Source organism: Nostoc sp. JL33 (assembly GCF_017114985.1).
Taxonomy (GTDB): domain Bacteria; phylum Cyanobacteriota; class Cyanobacteriia; order Cyanobacteriales; family Nostocaceae; genus Nostoc.
Genome location: NZ_JABXKP010000100.1, coordinates 125,743 through 147,027 on the forward strand (window position 1 = coordinate 125,743; position 21,285 = coordinate 147,027).

The following is a 21,285-nucleotide window of genomic DNA, read 5'->3' on the forward strand; positions in this document are numbered from 1 at the left end:
GTCCGTCGTAGACATCGCTTGATAATGAAAAGACGCAATTCAAGTTATGAACTCGGTGTTTCGAGTTCCGAACACCAATAGTCGAGCAAAAAGGTGGAAGTTCCGAGTTCCGAACACCAATGGTCGAGCAAAAAGGTGAAAGTTCCGAGTTCCGAATACCAATGGTCGAGCAAAAAGGTGGAAGTTCCGAGTTCCGAATACCAATGGTCGAGCAAAAAGGTGAAAGTTCCGAGTTCCGAATACCAATGGTCGAGTAAAAAGGTCGAAGTTCCGAGTTAAACCTCCGGTTCCACTCCCAGCGCTTTTAACTGAGCGGCTAATCTCTCTGCACGCTCTTGAGCAGCGTTTTTCTCTTGCCGTTCTTTTGCTGCTAACTCCAAACCCCACAGTAATAGTTCGCCGTTGTCATCCCACCAACGTAACCAATAATCTGTGCGGTTTTCTCGGCTTCCCTCCCATACGCCTAAAAACAAGTTCATTTCGGCAATCCAGTGACGATTATTTGCATCCGGTGTTTGCAGTTCATAATGTCCTAAATCATCTCGCCGATAAACTTCTAACACTCCTCCCTCTGGTTCAAAAATGGCATAGTTTGGCACTTGTAAAATCTGCTCATAATAAAACCATTTACCTGGGGGATAGGTCGGTTTACTCGAATACTCTCCACCCTCAGTATCTGAGAGAAATTCCATCACAATTACCGGAATCTCACCTTGCAGTCGTGGGGTATAACTACGCTTCACTTCTTCTCGTGAGACTCGAATAGATGATACATATCCCCAATCTGGTGCTTTGACCACAAATCGATTATTCAAGGTGGCGCAAATCCCGTAGTTAGTGATGGTTAAAGCATCGGCGGGTAATCTGCCAGCAAGTTCCAAGCTTTCTGTTAAAACCGCAGCCAAGAGTGGTTGATTAATGTTATCCACTGGCTCGTTGTCTAAAACAAAATCATCAGGTAACTTTTCCCAGGTAACTTGATAGGTGGCTGCATTGGCTAGCATAATCAGAATATCTCAAGTACAACTTCAATTTCTAATGGTTCGATTAAAAAATTGCACACGGCGTTACTCCTGAGCAAGCGTTTGCACTTCTTCCACTGACAATCCCAAAGCTTGTGCAATCTGTTCGATGCTCAAATTCATTTGCAATAATCGGGGTATGGCATCTCTTCTGGCTTGTTCTGCAAGTTCCGCCCGTTGCCGTTCTTGTTCCGCCCGTTGCCGTTCTTGTTCAGCCCGTTGCCGTTCTTGCTCGGCATTGCGAGAAATTTCTGTATAAGTTAAAAACGGTTCTCCATCAGGGCGATATAGTTGTAAACCCTCTGGTGATGGAGCAAACCGAATTTTTAACCGAGGACTCACCCAATCTTCCATTTGGGGGATGACATCTAACCCATCTTCACTACGCAACCATCCACGCAAATTATTCCGATCAGGATCGTATATGTAGTACTCTTCCACGCCATAGCGGTCATAGAAAAGTAATTTCTTGTCCATTTCAGTTTGGGTGTTGCTCGGAGAGAGAATTTCAAACACAATTTGTGGTGCAATTCCCTCCTCTTTCCATTGTTGGTAGCACAGGCGATCGCCTTTTGGTCTACCTAATACCACCAGCACATCTGGGGCGTTAACAATTTTGTTGCGTCCCTCTACTGGATACCAAAATAAATCTCCGGCGACAAAAACATTTGGATTTTCAGTAAATAGCCACTCGATATTCTGCTTAATTTCTACAATCCAGCCAAACTGTATAGTATTATTCGCCACTGGTTGTCCGTCACTATCTGGGTAGATGACCTCTGGCTGGGTCGGCGGTTGGATTTGCGATACCATAGCTTCGCCCTCAGAAGGATATTTAATCGGGATGCTTCCAAATTAGCAGACTCTTAAGTATGTCTGCGGCATGAATCTGGAATTATAACTAACTAAAACAGTACTATTGTTCTACAATAAACCGATTAAAGATAGTATTATTAAGGACTGTTTCATCAGAAACTCCTTCTTTGCCGCCCAATATGTCAGACAAACAGCTAGCAGCATCCTTGAATGGACATCTTCCGCACCCCAGCCACAACAGCCAGAATACGATTCGGATTCGGGGTGCTAGGCAGCATAATCTGAAAAATATTGACTTGGAATTGCCGCGCGATCGCCTAATCGTATTCACTGGCGTTTCTGGTTCTGGTAAGTCTTCCCTAGCATTTGATACCATTTTCGCTGAAGGGCAACGTCGCTATGTAGAATCCCTCAGCGCCTACGCACGGCAATTTTTAGGACAGTTGGATAAGCCGGATGTGGAGGCGATTGAAGGCTTAAGTCCCGCAATTTCCATTGACCAAAAATCAACCTCTCATAACCCGCGTTCCACCGTGGGTACGGTGACAGAGATTTACGACTATTTGCGGCTGTTGTTTGGGCGGGCTGGCGAACCCCATTGTCCGATATGCGATCGCTGTATTGCACCCCAGACAATCGATGAGATGTGCGATCGGATTATAGAATTAAGCGATCGCACCCGCTTCCAAATTCTTGCACCCGTTGTCCGGGGTAAAAAAGGCACACACCGTAAGCTTTTGTCAAGTCTGGCATCCCAAGGTTTTGTCCGCGTGCGGATCAATGGCGAGGTACGCGAACTCTCAGATTCGATTGAATTGGATAAAAATTTTACCCACACCATCGAAGTCGTAATTGACCGCCTGGTGAAAAAAGATGGTATCCAAGAGCGTTTGGTTGATTCCCTGTCTACGTGTCTGAAACTATCGGGTGGTATTGCGACCATTCTTGTGAGTTTGCTTGCTGACGACGGACAAGAAAAAGAAGAAGAATTAGTATTTTCGGAAAACTTTGCTTGTCCAGAACATGGGGCGGTAATGGACGAACTATCGCCGCGATTGTTCTCGTTTAATTCGCCTTATGGTGCTTGTCCGCACTGTCATGGAATCGGGACTTTAAGGAGATTTGCCCCAGACTTGATCATACCCGACCCGGAAGCGCCACTTTATGCTGCGATCGCGCCTTGGTCAGAAAAAGATAATTCTTATTATTTGGAATTACTCTATAGTATAGGGCAGAGCTATGGGTTTGAGTTACAGACAAATTGGAGCAAGCTGACAGAAGAACAGCAGCAAATTGTTTTGTATGGAGAGAAAGATGAACGAACCGCAGAGGCACAGAGGAAGCAGAGTTTTAAAGGTGCTATTCCCATTTTGCAACGACAATATGAGGGTGGCTCTGAATTAGTTAAGCAAAAATTAGAGCAGTATTTAATTGATCAACCGTGTGAAGTTTGTCAGGGAAAACGGTTAAAACCGGAAGCCTTAGCAGTAAAGCTGGGACAATATGGAATTTTAGAATTGACTGGGGTATCGATTCGGGATTGTCGGGAGAGAATTGAGCAATTCAAGTTGAGCGATCGGCAGTTGCAAATTGCTGATTTAGTACTCAGAGAAATCAAAGCAAGATTGCAATTTTTGTTGGATGTAGGTTTAGATTATCTCACCCTTGACCGTCCGGCGATGACCCTTTCTGGTGGCGAAGCTCAACGAATTCGTCTAGCAACGCAAATTGGTTCTGGGTTAACAGGAGTTCTCTACGTTTTAGATGAACCGAGTATTGGTTTGCATCAACGAGATAATGGCAGGTTGCTGAAAACCTTAGTTAAATTGCGCGATTTGGGTAATACATTAATTGTCGTTGAGCATGATGAAGAAACAATTCGTGCCGCTAACTACATAGTTGATATTGGCCCTGGTGCAGGAATTCACGGCGGAAATATTGTCGCCCAAGGTGATTTTCAGGCGTTATTAGCAGCAGAAGATTCCTTGACGGGGGCTTATTTATCAGGAAGGCGAGTAATTACCACTCCAGCAGAACGCCGAGAAGGAAATGGGCGCAGTTTGGGAATTAAAAATGCCCATCGCAACAATTTACAAAATATAGATGTAGACATTCCATTAGGTAAACTCGTCTCCATCACTGGTGTGTCTGGTTCTGGCAAATCTACGCTGATTAACGAATTACTGTACCCATCTCTGCAACACCATTTAACTAAGAAAGTTCCCTTACCCAGACATTTAGAGAAAATTCAGGGATTAAATGCTATTGATAAAGCGATCGTTATCGATCAATCCCCAATTGGACGCACACCACGTTCTAACCCTGCAACTTACACAGGAATTTTCGATGCCATTCGAGATGTATTTTCCCAAACAGTAGAAGCCAAAGCTAGGGGTTACAAACCCGGACAATTTTCCTTCAACGTTAAAGGTGGACGTTGCGAAGCTTGTAGCGGACAGGGTGTGAATGTTATTGAAATGAACTTTCTCCCCGATGTTTACGTGCAATGCGAAATTTGTAAAGGTGCAAGATACAACCGCGAAACATTGCAAGTGAAGTACAAAGATAAGTCTATTTCTGATGTTTTGAGAATGACAGTTGAAGAAAGTTTGGACTTTTTCCAGAATATTCCCAAAGCGATCGCGCGTTTGCAAACTTTATTTGATGTTGGGTTGGGTTATGTCCAACTAGGACAACCTGCGACAACCTTATCTGGTGGTGAAGCACAACGGGTAAAATTAGCAACAGAACTATCTCGACGCGCCACAGGTAAGACACTTTATTTAATTGATGAACCGACAACAGGGTTATCTTTTTACGATGTTCACAAATTGTTAGATGTGTTGCAACGATTGGTAGATAAAGGCAATTCAATATTAGTAATTGAACACAACTTAGATGTAATTCGTTGTTCTGATTGGGTGATAGATTTGGGGCCAGAAGGTGGCGACAAAGGGGGAGAATTGATTGCTGTGGGTACACCGGAGGAAGTTGCAAAAAATCCCAGGTCTTATACTGGGCAATATTTAAAGCAAGTTTTAAAGCAGTATCCGGCGGTGAAATCTTAGTCTTTTGCAATTAGGGTACATTGCATACAGGTCATATCCAGGTGAAAAAAGCGGAGAAGGTTGTGTACCAAACGTATTATGAAACTTCCTAACCGTGAATGCGCTATCGTTGAAATAGATAAAATCGCGGGTTACTGTCTCAACCCAGAACATCCAGAGGGAAAACACAAAGCCCGTGTATTTAAATCTGCACTAGACTTAAATTTAGATGATGCAGAAGAATTACAAGCGATCCTTTTACAAGCAGTAGCAAATTAAAATTATGATGCTATCCCTGGTAAAAGGAATCCATACGGTCAAAAATATATCATAGATTTTCCCCTGAATCGTTCAGATAAACAAGCAATTATTCAAAGCGTTTGGATAGTGCGTAATAATGAAGGCTTCCTCCGCCTAGTCACCTGTTATGTAATCTAAGCAATGAGGTAATACCTATGAAATTATTAGATGTGGTTGCCCTAACCGAAGACTTACCAGAATTGGGATTGTATCGCGGTCAAGTAGGAACGATTGTAGAAGAATATGAACCTGGAGTTTTTGAAGTAGAATTCAGCGACTTAACAGGAAAAGCTTATGCCGTAGAAACTTTAAATGCTAGGCAGCTAATGACTTTATATCATCAATCAATTGGTGGTAAAACTTTATTGGTTTAACAAAATCAACAAATAAACAAGCTTGGCTCAACATGAAAAAACTTACCCAAAGCTTCAGCTTGTTTTTTAGTGATTTCTAGTTCGCTATTCATGATTTTAGTAACAATCTCACTCGAACCCAGAATTTCTACCAAATCAGCTTGTTCCAAACTCCTAGCTTCCATCAAATGCAAGAGTCTTGAAAAAGGTGTTGAGGAATTAAGCTGATAGTGCTTATCTTCAAAATCCTCAATCAGTTTTACTAATAATTCCAGCAAAGCATCTTCTTCAGGAGTCAGATGAGAACGAGAAAGCAGTTCTTCAACAGTCTCTAAAAACTTCTCGTTTTCCTCTTCTGTCTTGATAATCCGAGGTTGATGGTGAGACAGCAATTGGCTGTAAATGTCTGAGTTAAAAATAAAGGTCATTTTCCAGTAGTCTTTGTCATACCCAATTACAAAGATTTTTATCCTACCAGATTATAGCTACCCCAGATAAAGGCATTCTAGTGTCTCTATTAATTAGGGGTAAACCCAAATATTTAGCAGTGGCTGCAATAATTCTGTCAGGCATATCAGGAACACTGTCTCGTGGTATTGTTGCCAATGCTGTAACAACTTCATCTGTAAGATTTGCTAGAATCATCCCACTATTCCCAGCTATTAATGCAGCATCTAGCTGAGACTTCATATCCTCTGATATACGTCCTTTTTCCTGTAAATAAACAATTTCTACAAGGCAAATTGTTGGAATGTAAATAACAATTGCACCGCGTTCACACTCCTCAAAAGCCTGGTTAGCAGCAGGACTAAGACGCGAACTATCTTCTAAATACCAAATCAGAGCATGGGTATCCGTTACCAAATTAGACATCAAACGTCCTTTCGAGGGAAGTTTACCCACATTTGCTCTCTAATTTCTGAAATGTCTGACTCACTGATATTGCTTCCTCGCCACAACCCTCTCAAAGACTTTCGCCGTTTCGGCTGAATCATTGTCAACTCTTTTTCAATTTGAGGTGCGACTTGCTCAATCAAGCGTACTTTATCTACTAGTGAAAGCTGCTTTACTAATTCAAGAGCTTCTTCTAACTTTACTGCTTTCTCCATTTTTAGAACCTTAACTTTTATCACCAGCTTATCATTATCTTACTTAAAAATTAGAGGTTATTTCAACTAAATTTAACAACCTATTTCAATCTTAATTATTCTTCGCATAAAAAATGATTATCTAATAGCTAATTAGCCATTTATCCTCTTTGCCAAAACTGCCGTAAAATCTCCCCTGGTTTACGATCCCAAGTGTCGATATGCTCGTATATCAAATTATCTTGGTTAAGTTTATACGTTGAATAGCCATTAAAAAGCAAACCTGCTTTCCAAGGAACGCGTAACACTCCCCGCACTGTCCACTTGGCTAAAATCGTATCTTCGGCTGACTGATAAACCTCATGCACATCAAAGTAAATTTGGGTAAAAAATAGCCGAGCATGAAATCGCAAAGTCCAAAATATAATCCGATAGTTAAATTTATATTTGAATGTATTTACCGGGTCTTTAAAGTAGATATCATCTGCATAAATGTGATATGAAATATCTTTTTCAAATAGGGTTGGTAAATCTTCTTTTAAAGTATTAATTACCCGTTCCACCGATAATTGAGATTCCACGCGCATTTTTCCTTAAAAAATCTTTTTGAACAACCTTTCTACTCCTCGCCAAATAGAAGATGTCCCCTTGTGACTCACGCTACCCGCACTCAAATCTGACAGAGTGGGAAATGATGCAGACTTAGCATAGGGGCCATTTCGCAAAACTTTAGCTAGGTTATTGTTATTTTCGCGCAAACCTTCGTAAAAAAAGAATACCTCTCCTTGAATCCCAAGTTGACGATTGTATTCAATTGCCTGCACCAGATATTCTGGACTAATGCAGTAAGAGCCAAGCTTCATCAGTATTCCCGGTGCTAACTTCGGCAGTGTCGCATCTGTGAACTGCTGGTTTACTAGTTTATCAGCGATCGCAGAATAACTCCTAAAGTCACGGCGATAAATCTGCGGCTGAATCATATCAACTATTCCCCGCTTCAGCCATGTGGGCGAGTCTTGCAGATATTCCTGGAATGCCCAATCATGGATATTAGGTGCGATCGCTACCAATAAGTTAGGATTCACGGCTTTCACCTCCCGGTAGAGATTCGCCAAGAAGTCAGTGAGAATATCTGCACGCCACTGTAACCATTGTCTATCCTTGGGGTTCTGTGGCGGATTGCGATCAAATTCCTGGCGATAGCGGGTGACAGTTCCCAGATCATAGCCACCTTCACAGGGTAATGCAGGGAAGCGATCGTCACCTTGAACACCATCCACATCATAATTCTTTACAACTTCCAGCACCAAGTTCAAGAAGAATTCCTGCACCTGTGAATCGAGCGCATTCAACCATTCAAAGCCGTTTTTCTTAAGTAAGTTACCATTACAATCACGCGCCGCCCATTCCGGTTTTTTCTGTAAAAGTACACCACCATTCAAATTATAGGAACTGGCAAAACCGTATTCAAACCAAGGAATAACTTTCAACCCAACTCGCCGCGCCTCAATTATCACCTCTTCTAAAGGGTCACGGCCTACAGACATAGGGTCAATTTCGACTCCAAATGTCTGCTGCATTGTTTGACTAGGATATAAAGTTACTGCTTTATTCCAAACAACGGGAAACACCACATTAAATCCCGTCTCGGCCAGGAAATCCATCGCCTCAGCAATGCGTTGCTTTGACCTGAGAACCTTACTATCAGTAGTTGTCAGCCAAATACCACGGGTTTCTATTATTGCCATTTCTATAAATTGAAATTCTCGGCACTGCAACATCTAAATATTGACTAACCGACGATACCGCGCCTGTATTATTGTGTAAATCCCATAGGCAACTAAACCTAGTGCCACAATACCCAAAAGCCATGCTCCGTTAGGCTGTTGCGCTAGCGTCTGTAATACTTCATCTAAACCTTCTGCGGTAGCGGCGTTCGAGTGTCTTGCTGCTTTAATTAAAAACCGGCCGATAATGGAAAATACTATACCCCGTGCCGCTAAACCAAATCTGCAAATCCTCATTACCCATTGGACTTGTGTGTTGCTTAACTCAGTTAAATTGAGTTCTTTACGAAATTTGCCACTAAAAGCTTGATAAAACTGATAGAAACCTAGAGCAATTACAAACGCCCCCACAGTTCCAACTAACCATTCACCAAAGGGTTGAGAAAGCAAACGTGCTGTCGAATCTTCAGTAGAATCACTACTATTTTTAGCGCTACCTGTACCCATAACGATTTGTACAGCACTTAAGGCTAAACTTGCATAAATCAGGCCATTAACTGCGTAACCAATTCGCACTGCCAAACCTTTGGCATCATTACCTTTATTTTCTGGGTCTTTAATTGCCTGTACAAAACGCCAGATTACGTATCCAATCAAGCCAACCGCAACTAAAGCCAGCAAAAATTTACCAAATGGCTGGTTGACGATTGTTTGGAGAGCGCCTTGGGTATCAGTTGTTTTACCACCCCTACCAAAAGCCGCTTGTGCTGCCAGTAGTCCAACTATACCGTAAACTACTCCCTTGGAAACATAGCCAAATCGCCCCAGTCGCTCAACCCACAATGAAGCATGGTTTGTCAACTGTTGTGTCATGGTAGTTGGAGAGAATTATTATATCTACCTTTTACCAAAATTTACCCACGATTCGCATCTACCTCAGGGCAAATTGTCTAATGTTTTTCCAAAAAATCACTATCGTAATACTGTCTTTTAATAGATGTGAGGCTGCTCAAAATAATATTACACTTATTAAGTACAGTATTACTATTTAGTGTTTTATAATGCTAAATTTAGATTAATTATGTCTCTAATAGAAAGTTCTTGGAAACACGAATATATAACTACCAATGGGGTAAAACTACACTACGTTACCCAAGGCGAAGGCCCCTTAATGTTGATGTTGCATGGATTTCCTGAGTTTTGGTACTCTTGGCGGCATCAAATACCAGAATTTGCCCAAGATTTTAAAGTCGTCGCCCTTGACTTACGTGGCTACAATGATAGTGATAAACCAAATGAGCAATCAGCTTATGTAATGGATGAGTTTGTCAAAGATATTCAGGGAGTAATTAAGGGATTAGGATACCAAAAATGTGTATTAGTTGGACATGATTGGGGTGGTGCGATCGCTTGGAATTTTGCCTATGCTCACCCGGAAATCCTAGAGCAATTAATTATCCTTAACCTGCCTCATCCTGCCAAATTTGCCCAAGGGTTACGCACTCCCCAACAGTTGCTACGTAGCAACTACATATTCTTCTTTCAACTACCGTGGATACCAGAATTACTTTTACAATCTTCAGACTACCAAGCTATTGAAACAGCTTTTAAAGGTACAGCAGTTAACAAGAGTGCTTTCACTAAAGCGGATATTGGCGCTTATAAAGATGCTGCTGCAAAACGCGGTGCCCTTACAGCAATGTTGAACTATTACCGCAATATTTTTCAACAGAGAATGCTAAATCCAAATTGGGGCGTTCTAGAAGTGCCAACGCTGATGATTTGGGGAGAAAATGACACTGCACTCGGCAAGGAACTAACCTACGACACCGTAGCCTATGTCAGGGACTTTCAAATCAAATACATTCCTAATTGTGGCCATTGGGTGCAGCAAGAACAGCCTGAGTTGGTCAATCAGTATATGCGAGAATTTCTCAAGACTTAACCTAAGACTATTTGCTAATATGTTATGAAATCAATAGATAAAGTATAAATACTTGTAAAAATAGACAATCTCTGGCGAGTAGTCCAAGCTTTTAAAAAGATTTAACAGTGATTTAACATTGGCAGGTTTATCGACTAAAAATCGTCAAAAAACAGAAGAAATGACATTTTTTCCTTCTCTAGGATAGCTGTTTGCGATCGCAACCAACTTCTGAGGGCATAGATAGATTGACCTCACGAAGTTTAGTGAGATAATAGAGTCGTGAGGGACAGAACGGACGCAACTTGATTATTTAAGGGGGAAAATTATGAAACTCCAGCTATTAGCGGCCATGGCCTTAGCAACTCCCCTATTTTTCACTAGCTCGGTTAGAGCCGGGAATCCGCAGGACTTACAAAAGCTGCTTTCAACTGGGGAATGTGTCAAGTGTGATCTATCGGGAGCTAACCTCAGTGGCGCTCATTTAATTGGTGCTGATTTGAGAGGCTCGAAGCTCCAAGGAGCCAACCTTGTAGGGGCTAACCTCGAAGGTGCTGATTTAACTGGTGCAAACTTGGCAGGTGCTAACCTAACATCGGCTTATGTAACCAATGTGAATTTGAAGCAAACCAATCTCAACGGGGTAAATTTTACTCGCGCTACGATTAACGATTCTAATGTGTATCAAGCATCAATGAATGATCTCAACCTCACGGATGCGAAAATATATAACACTGGAATCGGTATTGGTGGAGAAGATGCCGAGATTCCTGATTGGAAATAGGCTGAACTGAGTAGGCAGGTTAAAATAAACACAAGATAGGTTTTTGCAGGCTTTAAATCAGAGAAACTGGTTTTTTGCCAGCATTCTCCTTAAAATTTGCCTATACAAAAATAAAAAATGAATCCTCTCTGCCTTGTAATCACTTTACTATGACGAAAGCAGAGGGGGTTTTTTATGAAAATTGAGCCGATATCCACGCAAAAATCATCCTCTTCCTAATCTGTATCGGGTTACAGATGTGAATACAGTAGGATTATCCAGGTAGCAACTACGACAACAGTAGGTGTAGAAAATCTACTGCTGGCGTGAAGTGAATTGATCCTGCTGCCACAATAGAATTAAGCTGCTATCCCCAGAATTCCTTATGAGTGAATCTATCACCTTAACAGACGCTGGCTTATTACCAGAAGATTTGTTACCAGATGTTAGTCATTTGGTAACAGAGGACGATGAACCCTTGGATAATCTGCCATCTGAAAAACAACAACGGCTACTAACAGAAACCCTTTACAGTTCTTGGAACGGCGCAAGTAATGCCCAAGGGTTTCTCGTGGCCGCCAATGTGGGGTTGTTTCCCAGTAGCAAGCAACCGCCGATTGTACCTGATGTATTCTTGAGCCTGGATGTACAAGTAGCTGAAAACTGGTGGGAAAAACGGCATCGCTCTTATTTCTTCTGGGACTTTGGTAAACCGCCAGAGGTGGTAATTGAAATTGTTTCAAATCGAGAAGGCAATGAAACAGGACGGAAAATCTTAGAGTATGCCAGGATGCGGGTAATGTACTAAGTAGAGCGGTGTGAATAATTCAAGGTTTGTAGTGAGGGCTTCAGCCATCATTTGAGGACTAAAGTCCTCACTACGAACTAATCTCAAGATTTTTTACATTACTTAATCTAGTTTGATTTATTCTCACCGACTTACTTACATTATCTTTGACCCAACTCGGCAACTTCGTGGTGAAGTTCTACAGATGTACGAGTTGCGAGGGCGGCAATACATACCTATGAGTGAGCAATGGCTGACTGAAGTTGAGCTAGGTTTATGTTTGTGGGAAGGTACGTATGAAGGTAAGCGGGATGTTTGGCTTAGGTGGTGTGACGCCACAGGGAATATGATTCCTACTGGTGCAGAACGAGCCGAACAAGAACGCTTACGAGCCGAACAAGAACGCTTACGAGCCGAACAAGAGCGAGAAGCTAAAGAAACTGCCCTGCAACGGGCTGAACGCTTGGCAGCACAGTTACGAGCCTTGGGTGTTGAGCCGGAAGTGTAAAGATGGGGAATGGGGAGAGACGCGATTAATTGCGTCTGTACTAGGGAGTGGGTAATTCAATTAATTGAAAAACGCTGTCAGAGCGAAATTGCCAGGAAACCCCCTGAAAACAAAAAACCCGCCGTAGCGGGTTACACAACAAAACTATGAACAATGAAAACTTGATTTAGCTGGAATACCTCATCTCAGCTTCTAGTTGACGAATCAGTTCTTCGTCGCCCTTTGCTCTGGCTACTTCCAAGCGATGCTCTAGGCTTTTTTGAATATTCGCTCTGTGAGCTTCTTGTCCTTTGCTCACACTTTGTAGTCTATTTTGACTCATAGTGATTACCTTTTTTAATTTTTCGCTTTATGTCTTGTATTCTTAACATAGCACATATTTTGTAACTGTTGCTACAGAAAATATTCTTTTTATATAATTAATTTGACAAAAATATGTCCAAGAGCCAGATCGGTCAACCAACACTCGTGACTTTACTGAGCGATTTCGGCGATCGCGATGTTTATGTAGGCATAATGAAGGGAGTCATAGCCCAAATCAACCCCAGACTGGCGGTGGTAGACTTAACGCACCAAATTGGGGCACAAGACATCAAAGCAGCCAGGTTTTGCCTGATGAATGCTTACGCCTATTTCCCAGTTGGGACAGTGCATGTGGCAGTAGTAGATCCGGGTGTGGGAAGCAAGCGACGAGCGATCGCAGTAGAATTTGCTCAAGGGTTTCTCGTCGGCCCAGATAATGGTATCTTTAGCGGGGTATTGAGTCAAAGTCCAGCGACCTGTGCCGTCGAACTCACAAATCTTAACTATTGGCGAACTCCTCAACCAAGCAACACTTTTCACGGTAGAGATATCTTTGCACCAGTGGGAGCTAATCTTGCTAGTGGTGTCTCCCTCAAACAGCTAGGACAAGAAATTGATCCGGCAAGTTTGGTAAAACTGGATATAGGGGAGTGCAAACAGACAACCACTGGTGTAGTGGGTTGCATTCAATATATTGACAATTTTGGCAACTTAGTGAGCAACATTCCAGCAAGTTACGTACAAGGCAAAACTTGGTATGTGCAAACTGTTGGGTTGAGTATACCAGGCTGTGAAACTTACAGTGATGTCAAGGTTGGAGAGATAATAGCTTTAGTTGGCAGTCACGGCTGGGTAGAAATTGCCATTAATAGCGGCAATGCTCACTCAAAGTTGCAGTTAGATTGGCAAGAAACGCTTCAAGTTATACTAACTTAAATACCGCACCTGGTGAGTGCCACATCAAGAGAAACATCAAACTTATATCCTCTTTCCACAGTTGGCAGATGTCCAGGGGGAAGGTTTTAAAGTTTGGTTCCTTGCCAGGTTTATCAGGGCGGGCTTTTCGACCCACCCCACAATCATATTGAAAAAATATTAGTGCAAATTAAAGGCGCAACAGCTTATTTACGTAGTTTACCGCCGTAGGCATCGCAGGATAATTAAGAAAAGCCTGAAAACTTCCTCAAGATATTTATCGAACATCGCACAGAAGCTCAGACTACCCTTCGGGAACGGCAAAGCCGAACAGCCGTAGGCTTTTTCTGAGTAGTTCACCTCTATTCATCCCAAACCACGGGAAAGGAATAATCTGAAAACGCCGAGAAATCATGATTTTCGCTGCGGGTTTCTTCATCCAGAACTTTGACAACTTTGTTATAAATGTCTTGTGCTTGTTGCGGGGAATCACCGATGCTGGTTAATCCTAACTTGCCAAACTGCGAAAGGCAACCCATAAGATGAAACACTGTGCCCGTTTCAGTACCACTGTCGAAGTGTAGTCTCTGGTGAGCGATGATATCCATCAAATCATTAGGCAATAATCCCCGATAGCGCTCTTTTTGGAGATTATCAGTGGCAATGTAGTATTTTGGACGACCTTGCTGACTATAAAATAAACCCGTGGAAAGGTCATAGCGACCGTTCGTTAATAATTTCAGGGTCATGAATGGATGAGTTGTGCCGCCTTTACGCAGGTTAATTTCGATCGCCTGAATATCCCACTCTTTGTTACCCTGATCAACGGCGATAAAATCTACGCCAAATCGCTCTAAAGTGCCTTTCTCTGCTAGCTTTCTGCCAACTTGTAGTCCCAATTGCTGTAATTGCAATCGATAGCTTTCATCAGCCGGAAAGCGGCAACCAAGATAAATATGACCGTCTGGGCCTCCAAGAATTTGGTCGTGGGTTGAAAGGATTTCCACTTCGCCAGTGGGTGTGATCCGTCCTTGGACGCTGGGCGATCGCTTAATTTTCCCATCCACAAATGCTTCGGAAATTGCCCCTAATTCCCCGATTCTTCCGGAAAAATTCTCCCAACTCTCTTGTTTTGCTTGAAAGCGCATTGTTGAGAAGCGATCGCTAATTGCTTCTACCCTTTGAGCATGAGTAGCTTTGCTTGGTGCGAGATGTTCAATCGGTCTAAGATCCAGCAATGCATTTCCTTCTCCAGAAATGCCTTCATTGAGTTTTACCACTACCCGTTGTAATGTTGGCTGTCGTTCCCACAAATCACCAGTAGCTTCTGCCAAATCTGTGTGGTTCCAAACTTTTTCGCTGCCATCTGGATGTGGTACTCCGCTTTCCTTGAAGATTTCCCGACTGCCACTTTTCGTCCCCCAAATCTGTAAATTTGGTGCAGCAGCATACAGTGGTACACCCAATTTTACAGACAATTCCCCTTCCCATTGCGAAGAGTTATAGCAGATCATAAATGATTTGTCTAGCCTCAAAGATTGATGAATCCGCTTTAGCAGACGGGGGCGTTCTAAAATCTTTTGGCTCAAAGGCTTAAGGGAGGAATCGTAAGTAGAAAGTAGCAGCAAGCGATTGCGAGCATGAGAAAAGGGAATTCCTGGCAACAGTTGCAGATAATAATCAATGATACTAGGATGCAGAGGTACAGATGTTACATAAACTAGCCTCGTCCGGGGATTCTGTAACCGAATTAAGGAAAATAGTAATCTTTCTTCATAATGTTCGCAGCCTTCGATCTTTTGGAGTTCGCGCTGGTCGAGACTTAGGGAGGGAATAATTAAAATATCCGCTTCACTATTGTCAAATGACTCGCTCGTTTTCCAGCGTTCGCTCAGAGTTAATTGTAAGTCGCGAAACTTTTCAACCTGCTCTAACTCGGAAATATTTAGTGTTGCCATAACCCCTGCCCTCTAATGATCTCAATGTAGCGCACCACGCAGCCTTTTGGAAGATTAGTCTGGAGGTATAGTCCCGACGTAAAAATTCAGGTACTTTTGCAATAAATTTAATTTGCAAGAAGGCAGCTATACAAATATCAACCTAAATTAATATTAACGACAGTAGATATAGGACTAATATTTGATTTCTGAAAAAGCTCGGTACAACTCGAAAAGCCTTATTCCTTATTCCCTACTCCCTACTCCCCACTCCCCGCCTACGTAGATAATTATGGCTACGCCACGCTGCGCGAACAAAAATCAAATACGATTCCAATAGCATGATTCTACGTATTTTTACAATTACCAAGGAAGAAAGTAGAAATCTATATTTTTATTTATCCAAAACGGCACGATTATTGAACCGGAACATATCATAATAAACTAATTAAGTAGCTCTTATTTCTTGAATTTATTGTAAATTAAAGGGTTTAAGACCCCAACCATTACACGTAGCCTCAGTTTCAGTCAGCGTTTAAATAAGAATCTGTTCACGAATAGCGTGCCGTAGGCAAAATGTCTTTAATCCAACAATTTTAAATGCATGAATTTTGAATTGTTAATTTATGCCTTAAGGTTGAGCAAATTTTAGCTGGCTTTCCCTCTAGGGAGCGATAAACTACAGCAACATAATAGTTAACTTGAAAGCAGATCAAAAGGATAAACTCTTCATCAGATGAGAGTTGTCTAGTTGTTTTTAGTCGTCAGATGTGAGGATAAATAATGTCAGCTACGTATAGTTGTCAGCAATAAGTACGTTTGGCAAACATTCGGTGTAGAGCCGCCTAAAATTGCAAATGGCTAATGAGAGCCAAAGCAAAAAATAAACCTTGGGTTGAATTTCCGATCCAAGGTTTACTTTTGGAATCAGGAAGAGGCAGAGGGTGGTTATTTAATAATCGCTAATGCCCAATTCAATATTCAATATTCAATTACCAAAACAAAACCTATGGCTAACTCAGAAGAACAAAAATTACAACCGCCACAGCAACAAGAAGCACCAGGGGTTGAATCAGAAATGACGCCAAAACCCAAGGCAGATGATGCTCAGTATCGGGGTAGTGGCAAGTTACAAGATAAAGTAGCATTGATTACGGGTGCAGATAGTGGTATTGGTCGTGCTGTAGCGATCGCATTTGCTAAAGAAGGTGCAGATGTGGCGATTCTTTACCTGAATGAACACGACGATGCCAAAGAAACAAAAGATTTGGTAGAAAAACAAGGGCGTCGTGCAGTAACCATTGCAGGCGACATTGGCGATGAAAGTTTTTGTCAGCAAGCTATACAACAAACAGTTGGTGAGTTTGGCAAACTTGATATTCTGATCAACAACGCCGCCGAACAACATCCTAAAGAAAGTATCGAGGAAATCACCAAAGAACAACTAGAGCGAACTTTTCGCACTAATATATTCTCGATGTTTTTCATGACTAAAGCTGCACTCAAGCATTTACAACCAGGCAGTTCTATCGTCAATACCACATCGGTAACAGCTTATAAAGGTAGTCCACAACTACTAGATTACTCCTCTACAAAAGGTGCGATCGTTGCCTTTACTCGCTCCTTATCAAAAAATTTGGTTTCAAAAGGAATTCGCGTTAATGCTGTCGCGCCAGGGCCAATTTGGACACCTTTAATTCCCTCAACTTTTCCCGAAGAGAAAGTTGAAACTTTTGGTAAGCAAGTACCAATGGAACGAGCCGGACAACCAGAAGAAGTTGCTCCTAGCTACGTATATTTAGCCTCTAATGATAGTTCTTATGTCTCTGGACAAGTGTTACATGTCAATGGTGGAGATGTTGTCAATGGCTAAGTAAATATAGTTAGGAGTTAGGAGTTAGGAGTTAGGAGTTAGGAGTTAGGAATTAGAAACAATATATTCTTAACTTTTAACTCTTAACTTTTAACTCCTAACTCTAAACTCTACCCTCATTGTCTTCCATTGGAGGGATGAGTTAATGTTAAAATATTGGTACTCTATCTAGCAGCAAACATTTAAGAAATAATAACTACGTCTATGGCATCTCCTACACCACTGCATGGCACGGAACTAGTAGATTGTGCTAGAGCAAATGCCAAGCAAGGAATTGAAACTGCTGCTTATCAATGTGGCTATGGTCAAGACCTCAACAAATTTGCACGAGAACTCAGACAAGCTTGTGAAGAAATGAATTTACAAGTGAAAGAACTCAGCGGATTGATTACTGAGCAGGACTTGATACTACAATTGGGTACTGGCGAAATTGTTGCTCCAGATACGGCATCAGAATTGTAAAAGTTAGTCATTTGTCCTTTGTCATTTGTCATACCAGACTAGTAGGCCACGGCGTAAATAGAGCAACCATTTCAAATCCCTCTCATAGGTTATTCCATAATACTTTTGACTTTTGACTTTTGACTTTTGACTTCCGCCTTGCGGTACTAGTGCCTACAGCGATCGCTACTTCTAATCCTCATTGCAGAAAATAAGCCCAGACAGTAGCGATCGTACCTAACATTCCTCCCAATAATCCCCCAGCGTAGACGCAAAGCAGCTGTTGTCAATCGCATCCCGGCCGATTACCTGCAATCCTCACGACATTTGATCGACAATATCGCCGGCTTCCTGGCTTTTAAATTCCTCGCTTAACCGTTCTTAAACGCTGTAGTCGAAATATTCATAAATCCTAGTACTTACGTACTGTACAAATGCATCATGATGTGAATTAACGATGCTCCCGGAAGTTTTCAGGCTTTTGTTAATTATCCTGCGATGCCTACGGCGGTAAACTACGTAAATTGACGATGCTGTAGGGGTAAAGCAATGCGCTTTACCCCTACGAAAGATGTGGTTTTTCACATATACCTATTTGGTATTTATTGTCAATGCGTAAGTCCTGAATTAATTACACAATGTGATTGCGGGAGCGATCGCAATGACTGTAAATATTTTTGTCCGATTACTTATTAGTCAATACGCTTGGTGTTAGTGATACTTTGCCCCGGAATATCCCCCCAACCCACGCCAGTCGCTTCAGTTGGGGAGTTTAAGTGGACTAGCTGAACCAAGAATCACCGCGCCTAAAGGTGCGGTGAGTGTCAACAGTGAACAGTCAGATAACTAATAACTGATTTTGGTCAAGATAACTTTGTCAGAAATCCCAATATTTTTTTGGTATTTGATGTCAGCAGTGTACGACGATAAGCATCAGCTGCTTTTTTAATAGCTTCGGCTTGAGTAGGATAAGGATGAATCACACTGCTTAACTTACTCAAACCGATCTTATTTACCATTGCCGTAGTGATTTCTGATATCATCTCACCGCCGTGACTGGCGACAATAGTTGCACCGATAATTTCATCAGACCCTTTTTTATGGTGGATTTTGAGAAATCCCGACTCTTCACCATCTGCGATCGCTCGGTCTACACTATTAAAAGGTATCTTGATTGTCGTCACCTCAATACCCAATTTCTGCGCCTCGTGTTCATACAACCCTACATGGGCAATTTCTGGGTCAGTATAAGTTACCCAAGGCATCACCAGATTAGTGAGTTTCGAGCGTCCTAAGCCAAAGGGAGAAAACAGCGTATTTTTAATCACAATCCGCGCTGCGGCATCAGCAGCATGGGTAAACTTCCAGTTCATACAGATATCGCCAGCTGCATAAATTTTGGGATTCGTCGTCTGGAGATAATCATTTACCTTCACACCTTCGCGCTTGTCGTATTCTACACCCACTACTTCTAAATTTAAACCTTCCACATTCGGCGATCGCCCCGCACCGACTAAAATTTCATCTACTGTCACCGAATCTCGATGACCATTGGAGGAAAAGTAAAGCCGTTTCCCCTCGGTGACAGTTACCACTTCTTCCAACTTGGAATTCAACACCAGGCGAATTCCTTCGCTAATCAAAACCTTTTGGAGAATTTCAGCCGCCTGGGCGTCTTCTTTATTCAGAAGATGAGAACCGCTATGAAAAAGTATCACCTCACAACCCAAGCGCCCGAAAGCTTGCGCTAATTCGCAACCAATGGGGCCGCCACCAATCACCGCCAAACGTTCCGGTCGTTGAATTAGGGAAAAAACCGTCTCATTAGTTAGATAACCCGCCTTTTCAATTCCCGGAATCGGGGGTTGTGCAGCTCTTGCGCCAGTCGCAATTACAGCTTTTTTAAACCGGAGGGTTTGGTCGCCAACTTCCACGGAATTTTTACTTGCAAATCGACCGCTACCCAAAAAGACATCGACACCCAACGATGAGAAGCGTTCAGCCGAGTCGTTATGGCTGATACCAGCCCTAACCCGCCGCATCCTGGCCATGACTTTAGGAAAATCAACATCAATATTATGTTGGGGAATATTAACTCCTAAGTTTTGAGCATTCCAGATTTCGCCAACGACGCGGGCAGACCGAATAATAGTTTTAGATGGTACGCAACCAAGATTTAAGCAATCCCCACCCATGAGATGCTTTTCAATTAACGCCACTTTTAAACCCAAATCCAGACCCGCCGCACCCGCCGCCACGACTAATCCCGCCGTACCAGCCCCAATTACTACCAAATCGTAAACATCTGCGGGTTGAGGATTAACCCAATTTGGCGGATGGACGTAAGACACCAACTTTTGGTTATACTCATCCATTGGGCGAACTGTGACTCTCTCGAATTCTGAATTGGTCATTAGTGGAACCTCATTTGAGAATTAAAAATGCTCAAGTCAACGCCTTTGCGGTATTCAAAATTAAGAATACCTATAAATTTAGGCGGCTCAATCTTTTATTTTTAATGCTTATTTAACAATGAATACAGCCTTTAAACTGTTTTGTCCGTCTGGAATTGACAGATACTATTAAAGCTTTCCTGTATAAAGGTTTCAGCAATGGATAATTTATCTTTAGCATTTTAATTGCTAGTTATCTTTTCTTCCAAAGCTTTCCGCGCAATCTGGGTTACATAAACTGTCACAGCGACTGTAGCAATCAAACCCAAAATCCGAATTGCCCATTGTAAAGTCGGGTTGGTAGGTTGAGCCTCAGTCCCAATCATGGCCAGATTACCCGCAAGGGAACCAATATAAACATACAGAATAGTTCCGGGAATCATACCTACAGAACCGATGAAGTAATCTTTAAGTGAAACTCCCGTGATGCCAAAAGCATAGTTCAATAAATTGAAAGGAAATATGGGAGACAGTCGCGTTAACAGGACAATTTTTAATCCTTCTCTACCAACAGCTTGATCAATCGCGGCAAATTTTTTGTTATCTGCGATTTTACCAGCAACCCAGCCCCTTGCTAAATAACGTCCCACAAGGAAAGCAGCAGTAGCACCAAAGGTTGCACCAATGAACACGTAGAGAGAACCCCAAACTGTACCAAAAATCACACCAGCTCCCAAGGTGAGAATAGAACCTGGGAAAAAAGCAACGGTAGCGATAATATAAACGGCAATAAAAGCTATAATTCCCACCGTACCAAGGCTATCAATCCACTGCAAGGCTTCGCGTAAAATAGCTTGGGGATTGAAAGAATTTGGATTTGCAGATTCTTGTGCCAAAGCTGGGTGTGTGTTTAATGAAAAAGCAAAACTAAGTACTAGTAATATTAATACAATCAATCTAAAAAACTTCCGCAAATCTCCAGGATTAAATCGATTTACTATAAATTGCTTGTTCATAACTTGCACGGGTAAGAGGAATTTTTAAATCCGTTAAAAGCTTAAATCCAATACCCTAAGATATACTAGCTA

At 42.1% G+C, this 21,285-nt stretch carries 22 protein-coding genes and 2 pseudogenes; 11 read left to right on the forward strand and 13 right to left on the reverse strand.

The window, feature by feature from the left end:
* The first annotated feature begins 93 nt into the window (after nucleotides 1-93).
* A complete protein-coding gene (locus HWQ23_RS30510) occupies nucleotides 94-279 on the forward strand; it encodes a hypothetical protein (RefSeq protein WP_292837143.1) in 186 nt (61 codons plus the stop codon).
* Here HWQ23_RS30510 and HWQ23_RS30515 read toward each other — a convergent pair.
* Both HWQ23_RS30515 and HWQ23_RS30520 read right to left on the reverse strand, forming a co-directional pair.
* A complete protein-coding gene (locus HWQ23_RS30515) occupies nucleotides 276-1,004 on the reverse strand; it encodes a Uma2 family endonuclease (RefSeq protein WP_292837145.1) in 729 nt (242 codons plus the stop codon). The two genes, HWQ23_RS30510 and HWQ23_RS30515, sit on opposite strands and share 4 nt — an antisense overlap.
* Before the next feature lie 63 nt (nucleotides 1,005-1,067).
* The gene (locus HWQ23_RS30520) at nucleotides 1,068-1,835 is read right to left on the reverse strand and encodes a Uma2 family endonuclease (protein WP_292837147.1); all 768 of its coding nucleotides are present in this window, start codon (nucleotides 1,833-1,835) and stop codon (nucleotides 1,068-1,070) included.
* 182 nt (nucleotides 1,836-2,017) lie between these two features.
* Between HWQ23_RS30520 and uvrA the strand changes: the two genes are divergently transcribed.
* The 3 genes and pseudogenes from uvrA (at nucleotide 2,018) to HWQ23_RS30535 (ending at nucleotide 5,559) form a co-directional block, all read left to right on the forward strand.
* A complete protein-coding gene (gene uvrA / locus HWQ23_RS30525; RefSeq protein ID WP_292837149.1) occupies nucleotides 2,018-4,906 on the forward strand; it encodes an excinuclease ABC subunit UvrA in 2,889 nt (962 codons plus the stop codon).
* Between the two features lie 78 nt (nucleotides 4,907-4,984).
* A pseudogene (locus HWQ23_RS33525) lies at nucleotides 4,985-5,323 on the forward strand (DUF6883 domain-containing protein).
* Nucleotides 5,324-5,340: 17 nt separating this feature from the next.
* Entirely contained in the window at nucleotides 5,341-5,559 is a 219-nt protein-coding gene (locus HWQ23_RS30535) for a DUF4926 domain-containing protein (RefSeq protein WP_292837153.1), read from the forward strand.
* A gap of 5 nt (nucleotides 5,560-5,564) precedes the next feature.
* Here HWQ23_RS30535 and HWQ23_RS30540 read toward each other — a convergent pair whose 3' ends face one another.
* The 6 genes from HWQ23_RS30540 to HWQ23_RS30565 form a co-directional block, all read right to left on the reverse strand.
* Nucleotides 5,565-5,966 (reverse strand): helix-turn-helix domain-containing protein, encoded by a 402-nt coding sequence (locus tag HWQ23_RS30540; protein ID WP_292837155.1) that lies wholly within the window; start codon nucleotides 5,964-5,966, stop codon nucleotides 5,565-5,567.
* Nucleotides 5,967-6,009: 43 nt separating this feature from the next.
* Nucleotides 6,010-6,441, reverse strand: a complete 432-nt coding sequence (locus HWQ23_RS30545; RefSeq protein ID WP_292837157.1) for a type II toxin-antitoxin system VapC family toxin — start codon at nucleotides 6,439-6,441, stop codon at nucleotides 6,010-6,012.
* Nucleotides 6,411-6,647 (reverse strand): hypothetical protein, encoded by a 237-nt coding sequence (locus HWQ23_RS30550; protein WP_292837159.1) that lies wholly within the window; start codon nucleotides 6,645-6,647, stop codon nucleotides 6,411-6,413. The genes HWQ23_RS30545 and HWQ23_RS30550 overlap by 31 nt, the downstream gene beginning before the upstream one ends.
* Nucleotides 6,648-6,787: 140 nt before the next feature.
* The gene (locus tag HWQ23_RS30555; RefSeq protein ID WP_292837161.1) at nucleotides 6,788-7,207 is read right to left on the reverse strand and encodes a DUF2358 domain-containing protein; all 420 of its coding nucleotides are present in this window, start codon (nucleotides 7,205-7,207) and stop codon (nucleotides 6,788-6,790) included.
* A 12-nt stretch (nucleotides 7,208-7,219) separates the two neighbouring features.
* Entirely contained in the window at nucleotides 7,220-8,374 is a 1,155-nt protein-coding gene (locus tag HWQ23_RS30560; RefSeq protein WP_292837163.1) for a glycoside hydrolase family 10-like protein, read from the reverse strand.
* Nucleotides 8,375-8,407: 33 nt separating this feature from the next.
* Nucleotides 8,408-9,226, reverse strand: a complete 819-nt coding sequence (locus HWQ23_RS30565; protein WP_292837165.1) for a DUF1206 domain-containing protein — start codon at nucleotides 9,224-9,226, stop codon at nucleotides 8,408-8,410.
* A 208-nt stretch (nucleotides 9,227-9,434) separates the two neighbouring features.
* On the opposite strand from HWQ23_RS30565, the gene HWQ23_RS30570 reads away from it, so the two are divergent.
* From HWQ23_RS30570 to HWQ23_RS30585, 4 genes and pseudogenes are all read left to right on the forward strand, one after another.
* Nucleotides 9,435-10,298, forward strand: coding sequence for an alpha/beta fold hydrolase (locus HWQ23_RS30570; protein ID WP_292837167.1), 864 nt, complete (start codon nucleotides 9,435-9,437; stop codon nucleotides 10,296-10,298).
* 307 nt (nucleotides 10,299-10,605) lie between these two features.
* Complete coding sequence (locus HWQ23_RS30575; RefSeq protein WP_292837169.1) at nucleotides 10,606-11,061, forward strand: pentapeptide repeat-containing protein; 456 nt, start codon at nucleotides 10,606-10,608, stop codon at nucleotides 11,059-11,061.
* Nucleotides 11,062-11,425: 364 nt separating this feature from the next.
* Nucleotides 11,426-11,845 (forward strand): annotated as a pseudogene (locus HWQ23_RS30580) (Uma2 family endonuclease); the annotation flags it as partial.
* A 115-nt stretch (nucleotides 11,846-11,960) separates the two neighbouring features.
* Nucleotides 11,961-12,335, forward strand: a complete 375-nt coding sequence (locus HWQ23_RS30585; protein ID WP_292837171.1) for a hypothetical protein — start codon at nucleotides 11,961-11,963, stop codon at nucleotides 12,333-12,335.
* A 166-nt stretch (nucleotides 12,336-12,501) separates the two neighbouring features.
* Here the strand turns inward: HWQ23_RS30585 and pirA are convergent, their stop codons facing one another.
* Entirely contained in the window at nucleotides 12,502-12,657 is a 156-nt protein-coding gene (gene pirA / locus HWQ23_RS30590) for an arginine synthesis PII-interacting regulator PirA (protein ID WP_292837173.1), read from the reverse strand.
* A gap of 113 nt (nucleotides 12,658-12,770) precedes the next feature.
* Here pirA and HWQ23_RS30595 point away from each other — a divergent pair, with 113 nt between their 5' ends.
* Nucleotides 12,771-13,574, forward strand: a complete 804-nt coding sequence (locus HWQ23_RS30595) for an SAM hydrolase/SAM-dependent halogenase family protein (RefSeq protein WP_292837175.1) — start codon at nucleotides 12,771-12,773, stop codon at nucleotides 13,572-13,574.
* A 198-nt stretch (nucleotides 13,575-13,772) separates the two neighbouring features.
* On the opposite strand, the gene HWQ23_RS30600 is transcribed toward HWQ23_RS30595, so the two are convergent.
* Together HWQ23_RS30600 and HWQ23_RS30605 are read right to left on the reverse strand one after the other, a co-directional pair.
* Entirely contained in the window at nucleotides 13,773-13,913 is a 141-nt protein-coding gene (locus HWQ23_RS30600; protein ID WP_292837177.1) for a hypothetical protein, read from the reverse strand.
* 2 nt (nucleotides 13,914-13,915) lie between these two features.
* Nucleotides 13,916-15,511, reverse strand: coding sequence for a peptide ligase PGM1-related protein (locus HWQ23_RS30605; RefSeq protein WP_292837179.1), 1,596 nt, complete (start codon nucleotides 15,509-15,511; stop codon nucleotides 13,916-13,918).
* A 988-nt stretch (nucleotides 15,512-16,499) separates the two neighbouring features.
* On the opposite strand from HWQ23_RS30605, the gene HWQ23_RS30610 reads away from it, so the two are divergent.
* Nucleotides 16,500-17,363 (forward strand): SDR family oxidoreductase, encoded by an 864-nt coding sequence (locus HWQ23_RS30610; protein WP_292837180.1) that lies wholly within the window; start codon nucleotides 16,500-16,502, stop codon nucleotides 17,361-17,363.
* 204 nt (nucleotides 17,364-17,567) lie between these two features.
* Nucleotides 17,568-17,825 (forward strand): hypothetical protein, encoded by a 258-nt coding sequence (locus HWQ23_RS30615; RefSeq protein WP_292837182.1) that lies wholly within the window; start codon nucleotides 17,568-17,570, stop codon nucleotides 17,823-17,825.
* An 842-nt stretch (nucleotides 17,826-18,667) separates the two neighbouring features.
* Here HWQ23_RS30615 and HWQ23_RS30620 read toward each other — a convergent pair.
* Together HWQ23_RS30620 and HWQ23_RS30625 are read right to left on the reverse strand one after the other, a co-directional pair.
* Nucleotides 18,668-20,218, reverse strand: a complete 1,551-nt coding sequence (locus tag HWQ23_RS30620) for a mercuric reductase (RefSeq protein ID WP_292837184.1) — start codon at nucleotides 20,216-20,218, stop codon at nucleotides 18,668-18,670.
* 221 nt (nucleotides 20,219-20,439) lie between these two features.
* The gene (locus HWQ23_RS30625) at nucleotides 20,440-21,213 is read right to left on the reverse strand and encodes a TVP38/TMEM64 family protein (protein WP_292837186.1); all 774 of its coding nucleotides are present in this window, start codon (nucleotides 21,211-21,213) and stop codon (nucleotides 20,440-20,442) included.
* Nucleotides 21,214-21,285 lie beyond the last annotated feature (72 nt).